Source organism: Chromobacterium indicum (assembly GCF_039708975.1).
Taxonomy (GTDB): domain Bacteria; phylum Pseudomonadota; class Gammaproteobacteria; order Burkholderiales; family Chromobacteriaceae; genus Chromobacterium; species Chromobacterium piscinae.
The window spans coordinates 204,569-224,831 of the sequence record NZ_JAYFSJ010000006.1 but is presented as its reverse complement, the minus strand read 5'-3'; the positions used below and the strand labels follow the sequence as shown (position 1 = coordinate 224,831).

At 53.5% G+C, this 20,263-nt stretch carries 17 protein-coding genes; 11 read left to right on the top strand and 6 right to left on the bottom strand.

Annotated features, from left to right (window positions below; all coding sequences use genetic code 11):
• Positions 1 to 389 precede the first annotated feature (389 nt).
• From VA599_RS10435 to VA599_RS10410, 6 genes are all read left to right on the top strand, one after another.
• Positions 390 to 812 (top strand): hypothetical protein, encoded by a 423-nt coding sequence (locus VA599_RS10435; RefSeq protein WP_346788504.1) that lies wholly within the window; start codon positions 390 to 392, stop codon positions 810 to 812.
• Positions 813 to 902: 90 nt separating this feature from the next.
• Positions 903 to 1,709: a hypothetical protein gene (locus tag VA599_RS10430; RefSeq protein ID WP_346788503.1), complete on the top strand. Its 807-nt coding sequence runs from the start codon at positions 903 to 905 to the stop codon at positions 1,707 to 1,709.
• A gap of 268 nt (positions 1,710 to 1,977) precedes the next feature.
• Positions 1,978 to 2,490 carry a hypothetical protein gene (locus VA599_RS10425; protein ID WP_346788502.1) on the top strand — a complete coding sequence of 171 codons (513 nt, stop codon included), beginning with the start codon at positions 1,978 to 1,980 and terminating at the stop codon, positions 2,488 to 2,490.
• Between the two features lie 139 nt (positions 2,491 to 2,629).
• Entirely contained in the window at positions 2,630 to 5,026 is a 2,397-nt protein-coding gene (locus tag VA599_RS10420) for a CS1-pili formation C-terminal domain-containing protein (protein ID WP_346788501.1), read from the top strand.
• Entirely contained in the window at positions 5,023 to 6,195 is a 1,173-nt protein-coding gene (locus tag VA599_RS10415) for a hypothetical protein (protein WP_346788500.1), read from the top strand. The genes VA599_RS10420 and VA599_RS10415 overlap by 4 nt, the downstream gene beginning before the upstream one ends.
• A gap of 124 nt (positions 6,196 to 6,319) precedes the next feature.
• A protein-coding gene (locus tag VA599_RS10410) for an IS3 family transposase (protein ID WP_429838634.1) occupies positions 6,320 to 7,446 on the top strand; the annotation gives its coding sequence in 2 pieces (ribosomal slippage) (positions 6,320 to 6,617 and positions 6,617 to 7,446; 1,128 coding nt in all).
• A 120-nt stretch (positions 7,447 to 7,566) separates the two neighbouring features.
• On the opposite strand, the gene VA599_RS10405 is transcribed toward VA599_RS10410, so the two are convergent.
• Positions 7,567 to 7,917 (bottom strand): hypothetical protein, encoded by a 351-nt coding sequence (locus VA599_RS10405; protein ID WP_346788499.1) that lies wholly within the window; start codon positions 7,915 to 7,917, stop codon positions 7,567 to 7,569.
• A 496-nt stretch (positions 7,918 to 8,413) separates the two neighbouring features.
• Between VA599_RS10405 and VA599_RS10400 the strand changes: the two genes are divergently transcribed.
• Both VA599_RS10400 and VA599_RS10395 read left to right on the top strand, forming a co-directional pair.
• Complete coding sequence (locus tag VA599_RS10400) at positions 8,414 to 9,190, top strand: winged helix-turn-helix domain-containing protein (protein WP_346788498.1); 777 nt, start codon at positions 8,414 to 8,416, stop codon at positions 9,188 to 9,190.
• Positions 9,166 to 9,633: a hypothetical protein gene (locus VA599_RS10395; protein WP_346788497.1), complete on the top strand. Its 468-nt coding sequence runs from the start codon at positions 9,166 to 9,168 to the stop codon at positions 9,631 to 9,633. The genes VA599_RS10400 and VA599_RS10395 overlap by 25 nt, the downstream gene beginning before the upstream one ends.
• A gap of 787 nt (positions 9,634 to 10,420) precedes the next feature.
• Here VA599_RS10395 and VA599_RS10390 read toward each other — a convergent pair.
• From VA599_RS10390 to fabI, 5 genes are all read right to left on the bottom strand, one after another.
• Complete coding sequence (locus VA599_RS10390) at positions 10,421 to 12,310, bottom strand: TniQ family protein (protein ID WP_346788496.1); 1,890 nt, start codon at positions 12,308 to 12,310, stop codon at positions 10,421 to 10,423.
• A 130-nt stretch (positions 12,311 to 12,440) separates the two neighbouring features.
• Positions 12,441 to 13,409: a TniB family NTP-binding protein gene (locus tag VA599_RS10385; RefSeq protein ID WP_346788495.1), complete on the bottom strand. Its 969-nt coding sequence runs from the start codon at positions 13,407 to 13,409 to the stop codon at positions 12,441 to 12,443.
• Positions 13,402 to 15,093 (bottom strand): Mu transposase C-terminal domain-containing protein, encoded by a 1,692-nt coding sequence (locus VA599_RS10380; protein WP_346788494.1) that lies wholly within the window; start codon positions 15,091 to 15,093, stop codon positions 13,402 to 13,404. The genes VA599_RS10385 and VA599_RS10380 overlap by 8 nt, the downstream gene beginning before the upstream one ends.
• A 125-nt stretch (positions 15,094 to 15,218) precedes the next feature.
• Positions 15,219 to 15,893 carry a TnsA endonuclease N-terminal domain-containing protein gene (locus VA599_RS10375; RefSeq protein ID WP_346788493.1) on the bottom strand — a complete coding sequence of 225 codons (675 nt, stop codon included), beginning with the start codon at positions 15,891 to 15,893 and terminating at the stop codon, positions 15,219 to 15,221.
• A 942-nt stretch (positions 15,894 to 16,835) separates the two neighbouring features.
• Positions 16,836 to 17,624, bottom strand: a complete 789-nt coding sequence (gene fabI / locus VA599_RS10370) for an enoyl-ACP reductase FabI (protein ID WP_021476379.1) — start codon at positions 17,622 to 17,624, stop codon at positions 16,836 to 16,838.
• A 201-nt stretch (positions 17,625 to 17,825) separates the two neighbouring features.
• Between fabI and trxA the strand changes: the two genes are divergently transcribed.
• From trxA to VA599_RS10355, 3 genes are all read left to right on the top strand, one after another.
• Positions 17,826 to 18,152 (top strand): thioredoxin TrxA, encoded by a 327-nt coding sequence (gene trxA, locus VA599_RS10365; protein ID WP_021476378.1) that lies wholly within the window; start codon positions 17,826 to 17,828, stop codon positions 18,150 to 18,152.
• Positions 18,153 to 18,278: 126 nt separating this feature from the next.
• Positions 18,279 to 19,535 carry a transcription termination factor Rho gene (rho, locus tag VA599_RS10360; protein WP_021476377.1) on the top strand — a complete coding sequence of 419 codons (1,257 nt, stop codon included), beginning with the start codon at positions 18,279 to 18,281 and terminating at the stop codon, positions 19,533 to 19,535.
• A gap of 110 nt (positions 19,536 to 19,645) precedes the next feature.
• Positions 19,646 to 20,257, top strand: a complete 612-nt coding sequence (locus tag VA599_RS10355; protein ID WP_046158203.1) for a CoA pyrophosphatase — start codon at positions 19,646 to 19,648, stop codon at positions 20,255 to 20,257.
• Positions 20,258 to 20,263: the final 6 nt, after the last annotated feature.

Genomic DNA, 20,263 nt, shown 5'->3' with positions numbered 1-20,263 from the left:
TGGTTCTTTTGGGTGGGATGGGTTTGGCGTGGGCTCATGCGAATTTGCATTGCGCTCTTGTTTCGTCAGGCTTGGTAAGGGTGAGGGGCAGCTAGTAATGATTGTTAATGAAGGCGGCGGAGTGGTAATGCTTATTAATTTTAATATTTCGCTTGGTTTTCGTATGATGTGACTCGTTTCTGATTCGATGCGTTGGCAGTTGTTATGCATTGCCCCTCGTGTGTATGGTAGGCAAGTTGGGATTTCATTTTTTGCTTGTGAGCCTTGTTTGGGAGAGAGAAACATATGAGTGGATGCCAATTCATTGCCTAATGGTTTCAGTTGTTTTGCCTGAGTAGGGTGAGGGCTTGATCTGGTAATTCTTGGAAATTCATATTTAGGTTTTAAAAGTGAACATTTCTCAATTTTCTGGCCGTATTTCACCTGTTGCTAGCATGGGTCCTGATTTGGCTTCTGCGACGGGGCAAACGACTATTTTTTTGCTGGGCTCAAATAATGATAAGGATAAGAAGGAAATAAGTCCTTTGGCAGCTTTGCTGATCCTTTCCGCTTTGGATATCGGGCATCGCGTGAGTTTTCAACAAAAATTTAGCAGTATCTTGTCACACGCTATCAACTCTACAGATCAATCTGGCTTGTTGAATCAGTCATTGAATGATCTGCTTCAGAGACAAACTGCGATGGCGTCATGTGTAGAGCCAGCATCCTCTCTATCCCAAGGGGTTGCAAGTAGCACTGGTGTAGCTGCCTATGCGCAAGTCACTGCTATGGCGACTGCGGCGATTGGTCCGGCGATTAGTGTTAGTGTCTGATTGACTATTTCTCGGCGATGGTCAGCATGCTTCTTAAGTGGCCATTATTATTTGGTTCGGCAGGTGGCGTGGCAGATCAAGCAATGGATCGTGCTGGTATTGAAATGGAAAGCGTGCAGGCGAAGATGCCGCTCTGGGTGGATTAATGCAAAGGTTAAGGTTGTGAAGCGCAATTTCTTGTATTGTTTTTTTTTAGCCGTGCTAATAGCGCCGTTGGCGCGGGCGACGCCGAGCATTGATATCGGATCCATGTATGAATATATGTCGATGTCAAAGCAATTCCTGGTTAAGCCAGTGTGGAATCGAGGCAGCAGTACTGCCTATATCAAGGTGACCCCGGTAGAAATATTTTTTGACGAGGGTGGCAAGGAATATACGTCCAATGATAAAGCCGACGGCGATGCGATTAAAAAGAAAGATGGTTTGCTGGCCAGTCCATCTCACTTGATTGTGCCGGCCAAAGGCCGGGCTACGGTGCGTTTGGTGCATATTGGCAAGCGCGAGCAAGAACGCTACTACCGTATAGGCTTCAACCCGGTGGTGCCGCAAACCCAGGATGAATTCAAGCTGGACGAAGCTGCAGCCGAGCAATATCAGCAATCGTTCAAGGCTGGAGTCACGGTGCTGGCCGGTTACGGTGCGATCTTGATCGTGCGGCCGTTGAGCACGCATTTTGATACCCGCATTGAACAGCGCGATGGCCAGCATATTATTCGCAATAACGGCAATAGCACGGTGTTGCTACAGTATTTCAAAGCCTGTCGCGAGCAACAATGCAGCGGCGAACAATTGATCCATTTGCGCCCCGGCCAGAGCAAGCTAGTGCCTAAGGATGGCCAGCATTATCGCTTTACCTTGAAGGAGGGTGAGCAATCGCGACCATTTGATTTGCATTGAGCTTCAGATCGGTGTTTGAAGAGCAGGAATCGATTGTTGAATGTCAATGGCATTTAAGTGCATCGGTCTGTAGCGTGGATAGGTGTTGCTAATCAGTTTGTCGGCGACCGTCTCTTTCCCTCTTTTGGGGCTGGTCGCTGATGTGCCGCGTAGTCTTGATTTTTTCCCTGCGGCGAGTGGCGTAAAACTCACTTTGGGCATGGATGGTGGTTGAGCCATCCATGAAGAAAAATCTCTTTTTTAATTGTTGTTGAATGAGGAATTTCAAATGATGAACAAGAAATCGATTCTGGCTTCGGCCGTGGCTATGCTGTTGGTGTCGGGTAGCGCTGCAGCTGTTGAGACGGTAACGCACACTTTTAATGTGAGCTATACCGTTGCGGACATAATGACCGTGACTGACCGAAGTAACAACCCTCTAAGTGCAGCAGCTACGGCTATGACATTGGAGCCGAATGGTGTGTTGAAGGCAACGTTTCCCCTGCGCTTTAACAGCAATGCCGGGGTGGTTCGGGCGAGGACGACTACAGTTACTGCTTTGACGTCTGGCAGCAACACCATTGCCTTGGCGGCGGACATTGTGCGCGAAGGAGCACATGCTGCCACCTATACGCTGACTGGCGCTGCTGCGGATGTTGTGGCGGCAGGCGCAATGACTGGTGATGTGCTGACTAACCATGATGTGGACTTGGTTATTCGTTCGGCCAATGCGGTGCAAGCCAACCAAGCGAAGGGTGCTTACGCTGGTGCTGTGGGGGTGGAGTTTACTTCGACGTTGTAAGGCGGAATATGGCCGATGCCACCCTTGCGGGAGGCATCGGCCTCGAGAGCCGCTCGGATGTGGTTTGTCATGACCACGGCGATCCACTCCCAGCCCGCTTTCCAGATATCTATGAACATTTGTCTTCGAACCCTGCGTGATGTCATTCTATTTTCCCCTTATTCCTCTGTTGCTGTTGCCGGCAAGTGCCTTGCTATTGGCGCAGCGTACCGCCGCCGAGCCTGCCGATTGGCGCGAGCAGCTGGCGCGGATGCCAGCGGAGTTCCGCGAGGCTTTGCTGGTGCCGCGTTGGTCCGAGCTGTGGCTGGACGGCCGAAGCCTGGGCGAGGTGGAGGCGGAGTTGGGCAGGGACGGGAGCGTGCGGTTGCTGCCGGTCGTGGACGCGAAAGAAGACGCCGAGTTGGCGCGCTGGCGCGCGTATCTGGCGCAGCCGCGCGCGCTGGGGCCATGCGCGCGCGAGTGTCCGGAGCAATTGCTGGCGTTGGAATACGATATCGCAGAATCCCGGCTCAAGCTGTTGACCGGCCGTGCGGAACTGGCAGCGGCCGGCGCTTTTTACGCCTTGCCGGCCAGCGGTGGCGACGGCTTGTTGCTGAGCAATGATTTGAGTCTTTCCGGTGCCGGGCAGGAGCAACTGACCGGTCGTTATAACCTGGATGTCAGCGGCAGCCTGGGGCAGTGGACGCTGGCCGGCGGCCTGCAACTGGCGCAAAGCGCGGCGCGGCAGCAGCGCTGGCGGCAGACGCTAGGCCACTGGTATGCCCAGCGCGAGTGGCCGCGCCATTTTTTCCGCGCCGGCCGCTTTGCGCCCGGCGCTCAGGGCATGGTGCGGATGCCGGGCCGCAGCGGCGACACGGTTGTGGGGGTGATGGCCGGCAGCTCCGATGCTCTGCTGCGCGATAGTGAATTCCCTAGCCTCAGCCCGATCCAGGTCAGCGCCGAAGCTGCCAGCGTGGCGGAGCTCTATCGTGATGGCGTGCTGCTGTACAGCCAGCGGCTGGATGGCGGCTTGCAAGCGTTGGATACCAAGCGTTTGCCCGGCGGCATTTACCCGGTGGAATTGCGGGTGAGCAAGGACGGCGTCGAACTGATCCGGCGGCGGGAGTGGGTGTACAAACCGCAGCGTTGGGGCGATCCGGAGCGGCGCTGGCGTTACAACCTGTTTGCCGGCCAGCGCAGCCTGGCGGCGGAGGGCCGTCTGCATCAAGGTCATGGCTGGAGCGCCGGTGGCATACTCAATTATCTGTGGCATCCGCGGCTGCTGCTGGGTGCCGCCGCGCTGTGGCAGGGCGAGCGCGGCGAGCTGGGCGCCAGCCTGGACTGGGAACTGGCCGAGCGGCTGCGGCTGGACGGCGGTGTTTTCCTGCGCGATTGCGGCCAGGGCTGGCATGCGCAGCTGGCGCGAACGTTCGCCACGGGCGGCCTGCAACTGGGCATGGAACAGCAATGGCAGCCGCAGGGCCAGGCCCAGAGGCAATGGTCGGCCGCCTGGCAGCGGCAGCTGGGCGAGCGCAACAGCGTCAGCCTGAATCTGCGTCATGAGGCGCGGGGCGGCGTGGGGGTGGACCTGGGCCTGAACCGGCGTCAGCGCTGGAAGGACCGGGATGTCGATTTGCGGCTGACGTTGTTTGATCAGCCCGGCGCCGCCGCGCAGCCGCGACGACGCGGGATGGAGGCGGGCTTGAGCCTGAGCTTGGGCGAATCCAGGCGCAGCGTCAACGTTAGTCTGGGCCGGCGTTCGAACGAGGCCTATGCCGCGGTGAATGTGCAGCAGCAATGGGAGCAGTCGGCGCTGCGCTCGGCCGGCGTCGGCCTGAACGCCGACAGCCGGGGCGTGGGCGTCAACGGCAGTCTCGGCTTTAGCCACGCGCTGGCGGACGGCAGCGCCTATCTGAGCCGCGGCGCCAATCACCGCTTCAGCGGCGGCCTGAATCTGCGCAGCACGGTGGCGCTGGGCGGCGGCGGCGCGGCGTTGAGCGGCGGCCTGGCAGGCGGAGGCGGCGGGATGATTGTGGAAGTGGAAACTGATCAGCCGGACGCGGCCCTGAGTGCTCAGGGCCGCTGGGGCGCGCAGCGGCTGCGGCCGGGGCGCAATCTGGTGCCGGTATCCGCCTACCAGCCGGGGCGGCTGAATTTCAGCCTGGGCCAAGCGGCGGGAGGCGCCGCGCTCAGCCTGCGGCCGGCTAGCGCCGGCTACCACCTGAACCGTGGCGGCGTTGGCTATCAAAAACTCAAGCTGATGCGGGTGGTCACGGTGATGGGGCGCTTGCTGGATGCCGCCGGCCAGCCCTGGGCCGGTGCCAGCCTGGTCAACCATGCCGGGCGCACGCTGAGCGATGTGGGCGGCGTGTTCACCTTGGACGTGCACGCCAGCACGCCGGAACTGAGCGTGGAGCGTGCCGGGGTCAAGCATTGCCAACTGGTTTTCGACCCAGCCACCTGGCCGCGGGACGGCGAGGTGGTGTTTTTGGGTGATATCGGTTGCCCAGAGCAGTTGGCCGGTGGGCAGGCAAATGATCAGGAGAACGCAGGATGAGGAATGGTTTGAATTTTTGGCGTGCTCTGGCTGTTTGGCTGCTACTGGGCATGGGTGGGTTGTCGTCATCGGTGGCAGAGGCTGTAGATGTGGACGTGAACGTAAACTTTAACCCTACCGCAATTAATCCACTTGTATTTAATACGGGTGCGCGTGGGAGGCCTGCATATCAGTGTGGATTGATGACTTGTACTGATACTCAGCGAGCGCGGATGATTGCGCTGGAAGCAGGACATTGGTCTATCGCTTACAATGGACATAATCATCCAACAGCTTATGGGGTAAGGCTTGTAAATAGAACCAAAGCTGTGGTTTTCAATGCAGGCGTTCTCCCTAATGGTTCAAATGCTATGTTGAATGTCACTATTAACTCAGTTGGAGGGACATTAGAGCGAAATGAATCTGATTTTTTGAGCACAGTCTCTACTGGTTGTACAGTGAGTGCAGTAGGGAATACTGCTGGTAGGGTCTATTTCTTATGGAATTTTGGTCAGGGTGTAAATCAGTGCACTAGTGATAATTTACCTGCAGGGAATAGGTATGGGTTACTTTCTCCATTTTTGGAGTATCAAGTTGCTCATGCCAACTTGGATGACTTGCCAGCCGGTACCTATAGAGGACGGGTTTCTTTCTTGTTAACTCAGGAAGGAGCAGGAGGAGACATTATATTTACTACTCCTGGTTATAGAACCCACTCACATAGGCAGTTTGATCTTTATGTTATCTTAACGGTTCAACGAGATTTAGTGGTTCAAGTAGAAAATACAAACGTCAACTTGGAGAGAGAAGATGATGGCACCTTATTTGGGCGTGTGCCACTGGCCTTGGCTAGCAATGCCCCATTTAGCATTCGGTTGGGTGCTTGTACCGCAATAACGGGTCAGGCGGGTAATCAGTATACGCAGAACTGCCCATTGGTGAGGACGGGTGATAATAGCCACCATGCGCCGTTTACGGTATCGGCATCGATTCCAGGCTACAACAATGGGACATTAACGCGGGTGCGCAGGGACCAGGCGACGCGATTTGACTATACAGGAACTGCTGCTTTTCAACGAGCGGTAAACAATGCCGAATTGCAATTCCAGGTGGACAGCAATACGCGTGCCGCGATGGCGGCGGGGGAGTACCGCGGCGCGGTGACGGTGACGTTTGATACTAATCTTTGATATGAGTTATCTACGCATCATGAATGTGCGGTTAATTTCTGATATTTTTTATTGCAAAGTGAAATATTTGTTGATCGTAACTGATCCCCTTTCGAAAAAACGTAGCGGTAAGATGTAGAGATTTCTGACAAATTTAAGCCCACCTGGGCAGGAGGTTTGTTATGAAAAATCGAAGTTTACCGAAGAACAGATCGCCTTCTCGTTGTGGCAGGCGAAATCCGGCACCATTGTCGCCGAGGTCTACCGCAAGATGGGTATCTCCGAAGCCACCTTCTACAACTGGAAGAAGAAATCTGGCGGCCTGGGCGTCAGCGAACTGCGCCGCCTGAAGCAACTGGAAGAGGAGAACGCCCGCCTCAAGCGCATGGTCACCGACCTGAGCCTGGACAAGCAGATGCTGCAGGAAGTCATCCAAAAAAAGCTGTGAGGCCGGCCCGCAAACGCGAGTTGGCCAACTTCCTGATTGACGCGTACCGCGTCAGCATCCGTCGCGCCACTGCCGTCGTTCAACTGCGGCAAGCTAGCTATTTTTATCGCCCACATCCGCGTGATGATCGTGCCGAGCGGCAGCGAATCCGCGAGATCGCCGCCACCCGCATTCGTTACGGCGCGCGCCGCATCCACATCCTGCTGCGGCGCGAGGGCTGGTTGATCAATCACAAGAAGACCTACCGGATTTATTGCGAGGAAGGTTTGAACTTGCGGCGCAAGCGGAGGGTGGCAGCCGCGCATCGACAAATCCGGCCGGCCGCCTCCAATTTGAATGCGTGTTGGAGTATGGTTTTCGTTGTCGATCAGCTGTTCAACAGCCGGCAAATCCGGGCCTTAACTGTTGTGGATAATTTTAGCCGGGAGAGCCTGGCGATCACGGTGGATTGCGCGCTGAAAGCCGTGGACGTGGTCGCTACGATGCGGCATGTGCAAGCCTTGCGCGGGACGCCGCAACGGATTCAGGTCGACAATGGCAGCGAGTTTATATCGATGGCGCTAGATCAATGGGCATACGAACAAGGTGTCACGCTGGACTTCTCGCGGCCAGGCAAACCCACGGATAATGCTTTTATCGAGTCGTTTAACGGCAGTCTGCGGGATGAGTGCCTGAATATGCATTGGTTTCTGTCGCTGGATGACGCACGTGACAAAATCGAGTGCTGGCGACAGGATTACAACGAATTCAGGCCTCACAGTTCGCTGGGCGACCAGATTCCGAGCGAGTTCCGACTTGCTCACCTTGAAGCCGGAAATCGCTAGACTAGACCGCTCGGTTAGTCGGGAGGAGGTCAATAGATAGGGAGGGGGTAAGTGGAATTGTAATTGGAAAGGCTGGGTATTATCTCCCAGTTTTTGCCTTTTGTGCTGCGTGAGGTTAAATTAAAAATTATCGCCAGATGCCCCTGAGAGAGCGATGTGTTGAAAGGTTGATTTTTCTTGTTTTTGAACAGGAAAGTCTCTCCAGGGTGCATGCATAGACTTTAAAACATCTGCTTGATTCCAACCAGTAGCTGGCTTGAAATTTATCTGATGCCCTTCATTCCCTCGATATGTATCTTCTACTGAGAATGCCGTGCTATGAGTCAAAATAGAAGATACGGTATTTTTGCAGATTTGAATGTCGCTAACTTTTCGATTTCCAATGCATATTGATAGGGAAATGCTTTGGTTTTCGCAAGAAAGAGCATCTAGCAAAGAGTTGTCAAATACGAGTTGAAAAGATTGTGACATTTCAGGTCTGCCTAGTAGTGTTTGGATTAGGGTAAATGTACAACCTAAGAGAAGGGATGTCCAGTTAGTAACTCTTACTAAATCTTACTAAGCGTTATTTGTTATTGTTGGCCCTTAATGGATATGGTTTAAGTTTCCTCTTGCGTGCTTGTGGTGTCTTGCCTGGAAGTATGTGGAAGTGCAGGCATATTTATGAATGAGAGTAAGAGCGAAGTTTTGTAGGAAATCAATTCTAGTTGAGAATGGAAATTGTTAATAAGTCGTCGTATCTTTAATTAAACATGCTAACTGTTTGTCTTTATGTGAAGTTGATTGTTTGGGTTGTTTGGTACAAAATGGCTGCCCCAAAAAATATAGTACCATCGGGCGGGAGTTTTGACAGGGGGTGTTTGCATTTTGGAGTAAGGGGTGAATTATAATCTATAATGAATACGAGATGATGTTGAATTGGGTGCTGGTCAATTTGGCTGATTAATAGAATGTGAGGAATTGTAGAATGACACCTGGGAAGTGGTTAATTGAGAGTAAGGTTATTTACGATTGTTCTGATGGCTATTTGCAAGCAGAGAGTGGGGAGCGTATTGAGTTGAAGTATAATGAAAATCTTCTTCTTGCTCAATTGATTAGAGGAGTATTTGAAAAGGCTAGTCTCATAGATGCTATTTGGGGAAAAATAATTGTAACTGATTCAAGCTATCATAAGCTAATATTTGAACTGAGAGGTCAGTTCGAAAAGGTTGGCTTGGACCCAAAACTGATTAAAACAGTTCCTAGACGTGGATGCGTGTTCACTGGGGTTTGCGAGCTTAAGGGTGATTCGTCTATTGGCCATATAGAGTCTGTACCTCAGAAGTCAGATGAGAGTCAATTGGTTGAGGATGTGTTAGAAGGTGAAAATGATAAAGTAAAAGTGCACGAGGAATTAAAGGGGGCTAGGAATGTTGGTGGCCTAGTTTATATGGTGAGTCAGTTTATACTTGGTTGGAAAGATAGTGCTGCACTGGCTAATTTTTTTGTTTTTATTATTGTTGGGAGCTTGGGGTTTGCTCTGGGATGGCAGATTTCTAACTTCATGCCTAGTTTTTATGTGCATAAAATCAATTTGGGGAGTAGTAGCTTTTATACAGTAGGCGTTGTTTATAAAGATGTGCCGAAGATAGTCAAGTCAAGTGGTGATGTATTTTATATAAAAAGTCGACGTAGTACGGCTGTATATCTTTGTGATAAAAAAGATAGGAGTGATTTGAATTGCAAAAATCAAATAACCTTTTAATTGCTTTGATTTCATTTTTGTCTTTCATTTTTGTGGGATATGCTGCCAATAATTATCTATTCGATAGTAGTGTTGTTTGTACGGCTAAAATATCTGAAATGAAATTTCCCCGTAAAAATGGGATGGAGGCCATGGTAAGCGGTTTTATTGACTTGGACATGAAGAATGGAACTGCACATTTTTTCTTTCAATCTAAAACGGGAGATTTTGTTAATAGGATATTGCAGTTTTCGCCAAGCTACGCCATGAATGGTGAGGCCGTGTCATTAGTTATTGAGAGAAAAAATATTTCTAGATCAGAGTATGGTGGGTTGGCTGATGAATATCATCTTTTTGATGTTGGAACGAAGCATTTGATGAATTTTATCCCTGTGACAGATCATGTCACTCAAGTTAATTTTGGTCCTTTAAGTTTTTTTTGTGAGAATGAAGAGCGTTTGTAGAATATTGTTGGATTTTATATTTCAACTTTAAAGTTGCTATTGCTAAAGTGGCTTTTAATGCTCTGGCTAATCATTTTTCCATAATGCGCAAATGTCATTCATGTGATCTATCTGCTTTTATATATACGGTGAACTATTCATCACTTTATTGGGATGAATGTTAGCCTTGCTTGAGCTGCTTTTCTCATTGATCTGTCTGCGCTTAATAGATGGGTCTGAACGTTTTCGTCAAATACGACCGTAGGTATGATTTTTCTGCGTATATGCCTTTTTCATAAATGCGGCAGCTACCTTTACGGGGTGAGTGACCTGGCGATAGGGAGCTTTTGGCGCGCGACTGGAGGCAGATATAGAGCATTTAGCGATGTATGCATGGTTTAGCAAAAAAAGATAAACTTATAAAATTTGCTAAAAATGACATTTGCTTAAAACATTTAATTATTAAGTGTCATAAATTGATTAATTTTGATAACCAGCACCAGATGGTTGTTGGGTTGCTATGCTCGGCTGTCGTTAGCTTGCTTTGCTACTTTAGCTGTACAGCTAAATAAATGAAAAAGCCTAAAGTAACACGCCCACATGTGCTAAAAATAGCATGCCTTCCTGCCTACCTTAATGTTTGATAGCTCTGGCTGGCGGGCTGTTCAATTCGCGAGCATTGAGGACTGCGAGGGTGTGTTCGATGGCAGGACGTCTTGCCTCCACTCTGATGGTGAGCTGCGGATCCAATGCATGTGCCGAGTCAGTCCAGTGAGGCTCTTGAGGTGTCTAGGAAAGGAGGGGCGATTCAGTGGGTTCCATTGGCTGACGTCTCTAGCCTTGGCCCTGTCGTTGCTTTCAAAATGTCTTCTTTTCTAAAAACATAGCAACAGTGCTTGTGAATCCAAGGACCTGCGACAGGTTTGGCACCTTGGTGTATCAGGTTGGCCGCTGCATGGAGACGGTCAATCCCAGTGGCTTGTGCCAATCTCTCTCCCCACAAGTATTGCCTCTGTAAATCGACCAAGGTGGCTCTTCGAAGCCCCGGAATATGTTTTCCAAAGCGATAAAGCCGATGTTCATCCAAGGCCAGTAGACCTGCTTGGACAAAGTAGTAAATGGTGCAGTCGTCGATATGCAGAAATCGGGCTGCATCCGGGATGCTCATGAGTTCTTGTTCGGCGTGTAGATGGTCGAACCAGGCACGAAATTCGAGGCGATGGAGTAGTAATGCTCGGATTCCAAATTGATCAGGATCTCTGCCTGCAGCCTTCAACTCCCCGCGGGTCAGAGCAGTGATCAGATGTAGGAAATTTTCGTCGCCGCGCAGCCACTGCTTCCCAATTCGCCATACGCTGATCAGGTCCGTGCTCTCGGCATATTGATGGCATTCATCATGGCTGAGCAGAGCCAGGAACGTGTTGATGTCCTTACCGTAAAGGGTGAGGTGTTTCGACAGATGCCCTCTGCCTGGGTACGCAGGGCGCAGCAGCCCTTCCTTAACCAATAACCGTATGCGGGGAGGGCTGATTCTTAAGATTTTGGCTGCTTTTCTGAGAGGGATCTCTTCTCCTTTGTACTGCTTGAGGGCAAGGACACTTGTACGGTCGACAACTAGTTGCTTGCGGCCATGTGAGCTGGTTGTCCCTGTGGCTTGGAGCTCTCCTTCGGCGATGAGCCGTTTGAGGTAGCGAATATCGACTCCGAGAATCTTTGCGGCCTCTGCTCCCGATATCATAGGGTGCTCGTGTTTGAGCCCTTCGGCGTAGAGGAAAGCCTCCCCCCAGCGCTCGTGGACATAGCGTTCAAATTCGATCTGTAAAAAGTGTAGTTCAGGGTGTTTCAACAGTTGGAATAGGGCTTGATGGATCACCCCTAGATGGACGCGCAAAGATGCGGTGCAGCCCTGGACGGGTTTGCTAAAGCGATCAATGAATGCATGGAAGTGATGGGGCCAGTCCTCCAGGATTGACATTGACATGGTTACTAGTGGTAGGACGACCGAGATGCTTCCATGCTGTGTGATCTTCTGGGGTTTGATGGCACGAGGGTGATATAGATAGGCGCCGAAAAACCAGAGCAGCGAGCAAAGCTGGCCCAGATGGATTGCTGCCAACAGGCTGTGGTCACGAAGGGTCGTCGATTCCGATTGAGAGTCTGCAGTACTGGCGGTTTGGTTGAGTGCTCGGCGTAAATGATGGGAGCTTTGCAGAGCGGGGGGAGTTGCCGAAGATGTTTGGATGCAACGGAGATCCTGCCCACATTGGCAGTGCGTCAGGTCGCCGGCAGTCCATGGAACATGCTTTCGGCAGCTAGGGCATATGTCAATCAGCAATGCATTATGCGTTTCACAGGCAGTAGCAAGAGCCAGCGCCCAGTAAGCTCGCCAAAACGGCTGCTCACAGAGGCATTGGGGGCACCAACGGCGATGGGACTTAATCCAGAAGGTGACAGTGAGCCCTTGCTCCCAGGCTTCTTGATGTTCGAGCCAAGCAGGGGCGGGGCCGCGCAGATGGGAGAGGGCCTGTGCGGTGTGGCCGGTGATGATTGTGAGATTAGGCATTTGTTGCTGGGAGGCAGCGTAGCGATGAAGTCCACGGAGTCCTCGTAAGCCGTTCACCTGAGACAGGCGTAAGCAATACCCATAGACGCTTTCTTCTGGAAGAGCGGTTGGATGTAGTAGCAACCGGTGAGGCATGTTTTCTCCTACGATTCGCGTAGGTTTCGAGCCAGTCATTACCTGGCAGGGATAACCCGTGTGATCGAGTGCCAACGATTGATGGGAATAGAGGGCCCATCCTTGATGGCAGGCCCTCTATGGGTTCCTGTTAAGTCGCCGTAGTAAAGATACCTTTGCGCGTAAACCTAGTCGGCTCGAAGGGTTCGCCTGCCTGGTTTAAACGCCGGAAGGTAAATGCAGGGTTAAACGGATTCATCTCACCACGGCCCTCGTTCCAGACATAACGGATGAAGGACTGCTCGAGCATGTCATCGCTAAGCTCCGTGGCACCTGAGCGAATCATGAGCTCTAAGGCTCCAATAATGACTTTGGATGCATATCCCAGGCGCCCATTGCTGGCATAGTGCATCCGTCGCACACGTTCCCACTCTGCGAGTCCCCATATCGTACGGCCTTGGTTGATTTGCGTATCCCAGGCGTGAAGTACGTCGCGGAACAGCATCTTGTCTTCGGTTTTCGAAAAATCGATTGGGGGCAAGGTGACCCGTGCAGCAAACCGCCGGCGGAGCTGCTCATTCGATCGCAAAATCAGTTCGCACTCGGGCAGCCCAGACAGAACGGTCGGGATCGACATTGCGTCGATCAGGATTTTTAGCCACTCGGTAACCTCCTCAAAGGTACGGCGACCCGAATCGACAAAGTGATGAAACTCATCCAGAAACAACATTTCGGTCCGACAGCCGCGGATAAGCTGAATCACCTGATTTGTCTTTTCTTGGGCACTGCTCCGCATTTGCTGGCTTGCCCCCAGAGCAATGAGGATCGCTTCGGCTAGGCCCTTTACCGTCGGATTGGCTGGTACCCGCACATACACGGTTGGAAGATACTGTCCCTCCATGGTCGGTCTGTTGGGGTGTTGACTGGCAAAGGTCTTTAGCACAGAGGTTTTGCCTGTCCCCGAGTCTCCGACTAATAGCAGATTCCTGGGGGCAGATCCCGCAAGCCATAGGGTGTGAAAATCGGTCAATCGCTCGAGAGCAGCGGCAAACTCAGCATGCATGACCTGGATGTTTTCAGCCCTGCGCAGGTCGGCGATGGTGTAGGGGCGATTATTCATGACTGTCCTCCCTATCCAAGGTAATTACTGCAAGTTCTGCTGGCGGGATATCGGGCATGAAGGGGGCATCCCAATTCGTTTCAGGCAGGGTGTAGGGGCGAGGGTGAAGTGTTTTCAGGCTCGAGTTAGATCCCTTCGCCTTGGCACCTTTCTTGCGATCGTTTAGTTTGTTGCTGCGAAGCAGGTTGCCGACGATGTCCTGCATGTGTTGTTTGGCCTTCGCCAGCGCTAGCGGGTCGGTTACCCGCAGACCCTCGCGGCGAATAGCCTTCTGTATCAATTGGTGCTGATACAAACGCAAGCCATTGGCGTACTCGGGTGTGAGGCAGGGGACCGGGATAGGTTCTTTGGTGAGAGGATGAAGAACGTTCACCAGGCCCAGATCCTCTGGGTCAAATCGCACTTGGATCTTGAGGCGATGACCCAATTGCTTGCGTAGAACGAGCATGTCCTCATTGTTATATCGGAGGCCGTGAAGCTCGATGCCTGCGTGGCCAAGAACCCGATTTGCTTGCTGAGAAAGCGCCAGAGTCAGCCGCTCAGTCGCAATCTTTCTTGGGGTGCAGAGTTCTTCACCCTTTTTCCAGGCCGCATAAGGCGTCTGCTTGATTCCTCGGTGATAAGTCTGCGCGTAGACGTCAATGATCCATACATGTAGGGCGTGAACCAGCTCGGGCATGGTCACCACGCCCTCTTTGAGCGGGTCGTAGCCATAACGGTCGAACCAATTTGCGAAGCTGGTGCCTGGCATCAGGTGGGCGAATTGCTCTGCCAGCGATCTCAAAGAACGCTCAACTATTGGCTTAAACCAAGGCGTGCGTGGTGGGCAGAACTGGTAGTCGATCTTTAATTCAAATGTGGCTCTACGCAGGTCTTTTGAATGAAATTCAAGGCCGTTGTCGACCACCACCAGTTTTGGTATTCCATAGCATGGCCAGTCATGGTTGATATCTGGATAATGCTCCCGCGCATACCTTTTGTTTTCGAATCCATGTTTCATGCATCGAAACACGGCATCAATGCTTGGTGGTGCGAAAGAGATGTAAAAGCCCAGAATCATTCGGCTATAGCAGTCGATCATCCAGGTCACATAGGGCCTCCCTAGGGCCAGGAAGGTCTCCTCATCAATCACGAATAAATTCAGAGGAGTGTGATCGATCTCGACTCGCTCGAGCAGATAGGTGGCCAGCGGACTAATGCTGCTATGTCGGTATTTTTTCCGGGCGTATTCCCGACCGTAACGAGCCAAATCAACATCGTATTTTGGTAGGGATCGGATGTACCGTTTAATGGTTGCGTAGGAGGGTAGGGTTAGCTGGCGATTGCTGGACCTTGTCGTATTTTCTTGTGCCACTCGGATTCGCAATGCCTCCATCACCGAGGTCATCGGGCGCCTCTGTAGCGTGAGGTAAAGCCGGCTGATAACATCATCCAGCAACGCCAATATCTCATCACTCATGCGATGCCCATGACCGCCTCGCGCATCGAATCGTGGAATCAATACTCGCAGATCATCTGGGTTTTTAACGAGGGCCCTATGCCAGCGATAAAGCGAACTGGCAGAAGGCGGGCGTGAGTCTCCGATGGTTTGAGCCACTCGCTGGATAATCACCTCCAGTCTTGATGTGGTGTAACTGACAGATGCCTGGGCGCAGAGCGCGTCGACGTAGGCTCGGCGTCGCATTGCCTCTTCCTGTGTGCTAACAGGGTAGGAGTCGAACGGGCGACTAGAACTAACAGCGATTGTTTGCTGTAGCGCTTCAGTTGGGGAGCCCTGAGGCTCCCTGAGAAAATTCGGGAGCCTCATAATTAGACCCTCCTCATCAGAGAGTTATCAGTGAGTTCGGCTGAGCGAAAATCTGTTGTTATATGGCCCTGGGCGATGGTTGCCATCACTGTAGCGCGGCACCCAATTAAATCAACCAACAGGCCGAGCCGGATGCTGCCATGGCGTAAGTGTCCCAAAATTTGACTCAATGCGACGGCAGGAACGTCCAAGTGATTGTGGCGTTCTACAAGAGACATGTTCCGTTGAAGGATTGGGGAGCAAAGAGACTCCTCCGTGAGGACAGCAAAAATTACTCCAGCGGCCTCAAGGACTTCCTGAATCGCCTCGAAACGACGGCGGTTGAAATCATAATTGGCCGCCTTTAGGCTCTTGATCTCAACTACGGAGCGTCGATCGTCGCGTAGATGCAACAGGTAATCTGGAGTATAGCGGTAGACTTTTCCGTCCAGGATGTATTCCATGGTGAACGGCTCGCTGACGATAAAGACTACCTCTGGCGCCAGTTCGAACAGTCTGAGTGCCTGTCTGGCTAAACCAGATTCGAATGGGATGGCGCCTCCAACTCCCTTGTTTGATGGGTTTAGTCCACGAAACGAGCTCCCATGCGAGTGGTATGCGTCACGCACGGAACTGCGTGAGTTAAGTTGCTCGAGGACTTTCGCGACCAGTAGTTGAAAGAGGGTTGGTTTGTTCATCTTGACTCCCGCTCGGTCGTTTTTAGGGCGCATGTACCCCTCTCGCGACCGAGAAAATTGAAAAAGGGCATGGGGATGGCTTGACCGGCGGGAGCCCGCGAACGATACTGACTATGTCAACAGTTGTATCGTGTGGTCTCCCCACGCTGCCGGCAGGGCATCCCCCCAGGATGCCCTGTTTGCTATCTGGCGTTCGCAATAGTGCGATCTTGCTTTGCGGTGCTTACGTCATGACGATCCTTTCTTTTCTATTCCTCTGTTTCATATTGATTTTCCTCATTTATCAGATTAGTTCTAAAGGTTGTCCCTTTCTATGCGGGTAGGGCCGCGCGCGCCCAAATTCCGATTATTGTCGGCAGTGAAAAATCTCCTTTGGGGTGATAAGTACATGATCTATTTGGCTGTTTGTAAAAATTCTGATGGCTGCTTTATGTTTCTCCTTTCGCTGACGAAAAATCGATACTGGATTCTAGGCGAGAGTCCAAATAAAGTTTCTCTGTGAATCAGGGGTTTTTTGGGCTAATTCCGAGGTTTTGAGTTGCCGTACGTGGGGAAAAGAGGAGGGGGCTTGAAGCTTTAAAGGGATGTGAGATGCTGATCAAAAGAAAAAGGGCCGCAACCGAAAGCGGTCGAGGCCCTGATTAGAAATTTATGAGCTAAATATTTAAAAAACAAAAAGCCCTTACCAAAATCAGGAGAGGTTTTCAGAATTCTGAAATCCCTTAAGATTTAGTAATGAAGAGACTTACTACGACAGCATTGAGGCTGTGTAAAAGTCAGGTTATGGCTTTAGTGCTCGACGTTGGTCTTGGGCTAAATAGCTAGCCTTAATTCAAAGTCCTTCAGTTGTTCTTGGTATGCACCACTATGGTGCGTTTTCATTAACTTTGACCAAAGCCTTCAGTTACTCTGACCGCCTACACGTCTGGAACGCGGAAGCGCTTATTCTTCCGGCACGTTCAAGGCATTGACGCTGTAGCCGGCGTCGACGTAGGTGATCTCGCCGGTGATGCCGGAAGCCAGGTCGGACAGCATGAAGGCGGCGGCGTTGCCCACTTCTTCCGTGGTCACGTTGCGGCGCAGGCAGGCCTGGCTGGAGGCCATGTTCAGCAGCTTGGAGAAGCCGGAGATGCCCGCGGCGGCCAGGGTCTTGATCGGACCGGCGGAGATGCCGTTGACGCGGATGCCTTCCTTGCCCAGGCTGGCGGCCATGAAGCGCACCGACGCTTCCAGGCTGGCCTTGGCCAGACCCATCACGTTGTAGTTCGGGATCGCGCGCACCGCGCCCAGGTAGGACAGCGTCAGCAGCGCGGCCTTGCGGCCCTGCATCATCGGCCGCGCGGCCTTGGCCAGCGCCGGGAAGCTGTAGGACGACACGTCGTGGGCGATCTGGAACGCTTCGCGGCTCAGAGAATCCAGGAAGTCGCCTTCCAGCGCTTCGCGCGGGGCGAAGCCGATCGAGTGCACCAGGCCGTCCAGGCCGTCCCATTGCTTGGCAAGGTCGGCGAACAGCTGGTTGATCTCGTCGTCGTTCTGCACGTCGCAGCGGTAAACCAGCTTGGAGCCGAAGTCGGCCGCCATTTCACGGACGCGGTCTTCCAGTTTGTCCACCACGTAGGTGAACGCCAGCTCGGCGCCTTCGCGATGACAGGCCTGGGCGATGCCATAGGCGATCGAGCGGTTGGAGATCATGCCGGTGATCAGGATTTTCTTGCCTTGCAGAAAGCCCATTTGGTGTCCTTCTCATGTAAACAGCCGGTCATTATACCGAATGCCGGCGATTTGCAGCAGCGTCGTCGAAGTCAGGCGCTCGTTTATGCGAGGATAACCCCTTGAACGAAGGGGGAAGGGAACTTTGTGCCGCAGGTTGCCGCCCGCTCCGCCGCTTGCTACCATCCCGAATTAAGCACACCCAATTTTGACGAGGAAGCCATGAGCGATCTGATCCTGCACGTAACCGACGATTCTTTTGAAAACGATGTCCTGAAGGCCGACAGCCCGGTGCTGGTCGACTACTGGGCCGAATGGTGCGGTCCGTGCAAGATGATCGCTCCGATCCTGGACGAAGTGGCCAAGGAATACGAAGGCAAGCTGAAAGTCGCCAAGCTGAACATCGACCAGAACGAGCAGACTCCGCCCAAATTCGGCATCCGCGGCATCCCGACTCTGATGCTGTTCAAGGACGGCCAAGTCGCCGCCACCAAGGTGGGAGCGCTGTCCAAGAGTCAGCTGACCGCCTTCATTGACAGTCAACTGTAAAGCGTCTATTCTCCACGCACAATCTTTCATGACGGGTGGCATAAACAAGCCGCCCGTTTCGTTTACGCTTCCACACCCCCGATAGGCGCTCCGCCTCATTACTACCGAGTCGACCTCACGACCGCTATGCACTTATCTGATCTCAAACATCTCCACGTATCCGAGCTCGTTGAAATGGCCATTTCCAACGAGATCGACGGCGCCAACCGGTTGCGCAAGCAGGATCTGATCTTTGCGCTTTTGAAGAACCAGGCCAAGAAGGGCGAGAGCATTTTCGGCGAGGGTACGCTGGAAGTGTTGCCGGATGGCTTCGGTTTCCTGCGCAGCCCGGATACCTCCTATCTGGCGGGCCCTGACGACATTTACGTCAGTCCCTCGCAGATCCGCCGCTTCAATCTGCATACCGGCGATTCGATCGAGGGCGAGATCCGCACGCCGAAGGATGGCGAGCGCTATTTCGCGCTGGTGAAAGTGGATAAGGTAAACGGCGAGGCGCCGGAGAATTCCAAGCACAAGATTCTGTTCGAGAATCTGACGCCGCTGTTCCCGACCGAGCAGTTCAAGCTGGAGCGCGACATCCGCGCCGAAGAAAACATCACCGGCCGCATCATCGACCTGATCGCGCCCATCGGCCGCGGCCAGCGCGCGCTGCTGGTGGCGCCGCCGAAGTCCGGCAAGACCGTGATGCTGCAGCACATCGCCCACGCCATCACCGCCAACCACCCCGACGCGGTGCTGATCGTGCTGCTGATCGACGAGCGTCCGGAAGAAGTGACGGAAATGCAACGCTCGGTGCGCGGCGAAGTGGTGTCGTCCACCTTCGACGAGCCGGCCACCCGCCACGTGCAGGTCGCCGAGATGGTGATCGAAAAAGCCAAGCGCCTGGTCGAGCACAAGAAGGACGTGGTCATCCTGCTGGACTCCGTCACCCGTCTGGCCCGCGCCTACAACACCGTGGTGCCGGCTTCCGGCAAGGTGCTGACCGGCGGCGTGGACGCCAACGCGCTGCAGCGTCCCAAGCGCTTCTTCGGCGCCGCGCGCAATGTGGAGGAGGGCGGCAGCCTGACCATCATCGCCACCGCGCTGATCGACACCGGCAGCCGCATGGACGATGTGATCTACGAGGAATTCAAGGGCACCGGCAACTGCGAAATCCATCTGGACCGCAAGATGGCCGAAAAGCGCATCTTCCCGGCGATGAACATCAACCGCTCCGGCACCCGCCGCGAAGAGCTGCTGATTCCGCAGGACCAGCTGCAGCGCATCTGGGTGCTGCGCAAGCTGCTGTACCCGATGGACGACCTGGAGGCGATGGAATTCCTGCAGGACAAGATCAAGGCCACCAAGTCGAACCAGGCTTTCTTCGACTCGATGCGCCGCTGAGCGATATCCGCCAGCCAAGATGCCAGACCATGCCGGTCTGGCATTTTTTTTGGTACATTGGAGACATGTCCGCCGCAAGAGCGGGCGCCGGGAGACAAAAGGATAACGATATGTGGTCCATGGAGGCAGACGAGGCCGCCGCGATGATCGCCGGACGGCTGCAATCCTACGATTTCACCGGCAGGGTGGCCGATTTGCCCTATCGGGCGGCATCGCCCGGCTTGAAGGCTGCCGCGGTGTTGGTGCCGCTGGTGTGGCACGCGGACGGCGCCACGGTGCTGTTCACCCGCCGCACCGACCACCTGTCCAGCCATCCAGGCCAGGTCAGTTTTCCCGGCGGCAAGCTGGAGAGCGGCGACGCGTCGGCCCAGGCGGCCGCGCTGCGCGAGGCGCGCGAGGAGACCGGCCTGCCGGAATCGTCGGTGCGGGTGCTGGGAAGCTTGCCGGAATACGTGACGGTGACTGGTTATCTGGTCACGCCGGTGGTGGGGCTGCTGCATCCGCCGCTGGCGCTGGCGCCGGCGCCGGACGAGGTGGCGGAGGTGTTCGAAGTGCCGCTGCCGCTGCTGCTGGATCGGCAGGCGTACAGCCGCCACGACTATGTCCGCGATGGGGTGGCCGGCCAGTATCTGTCGCTGCAATGGGACCGGCACACCATCTGGGGCGCAACCGCGGCGATGATGTGGATGCTGGCGGACGCGCTGGGCGGCGCGTCTTTCTAACGCCGG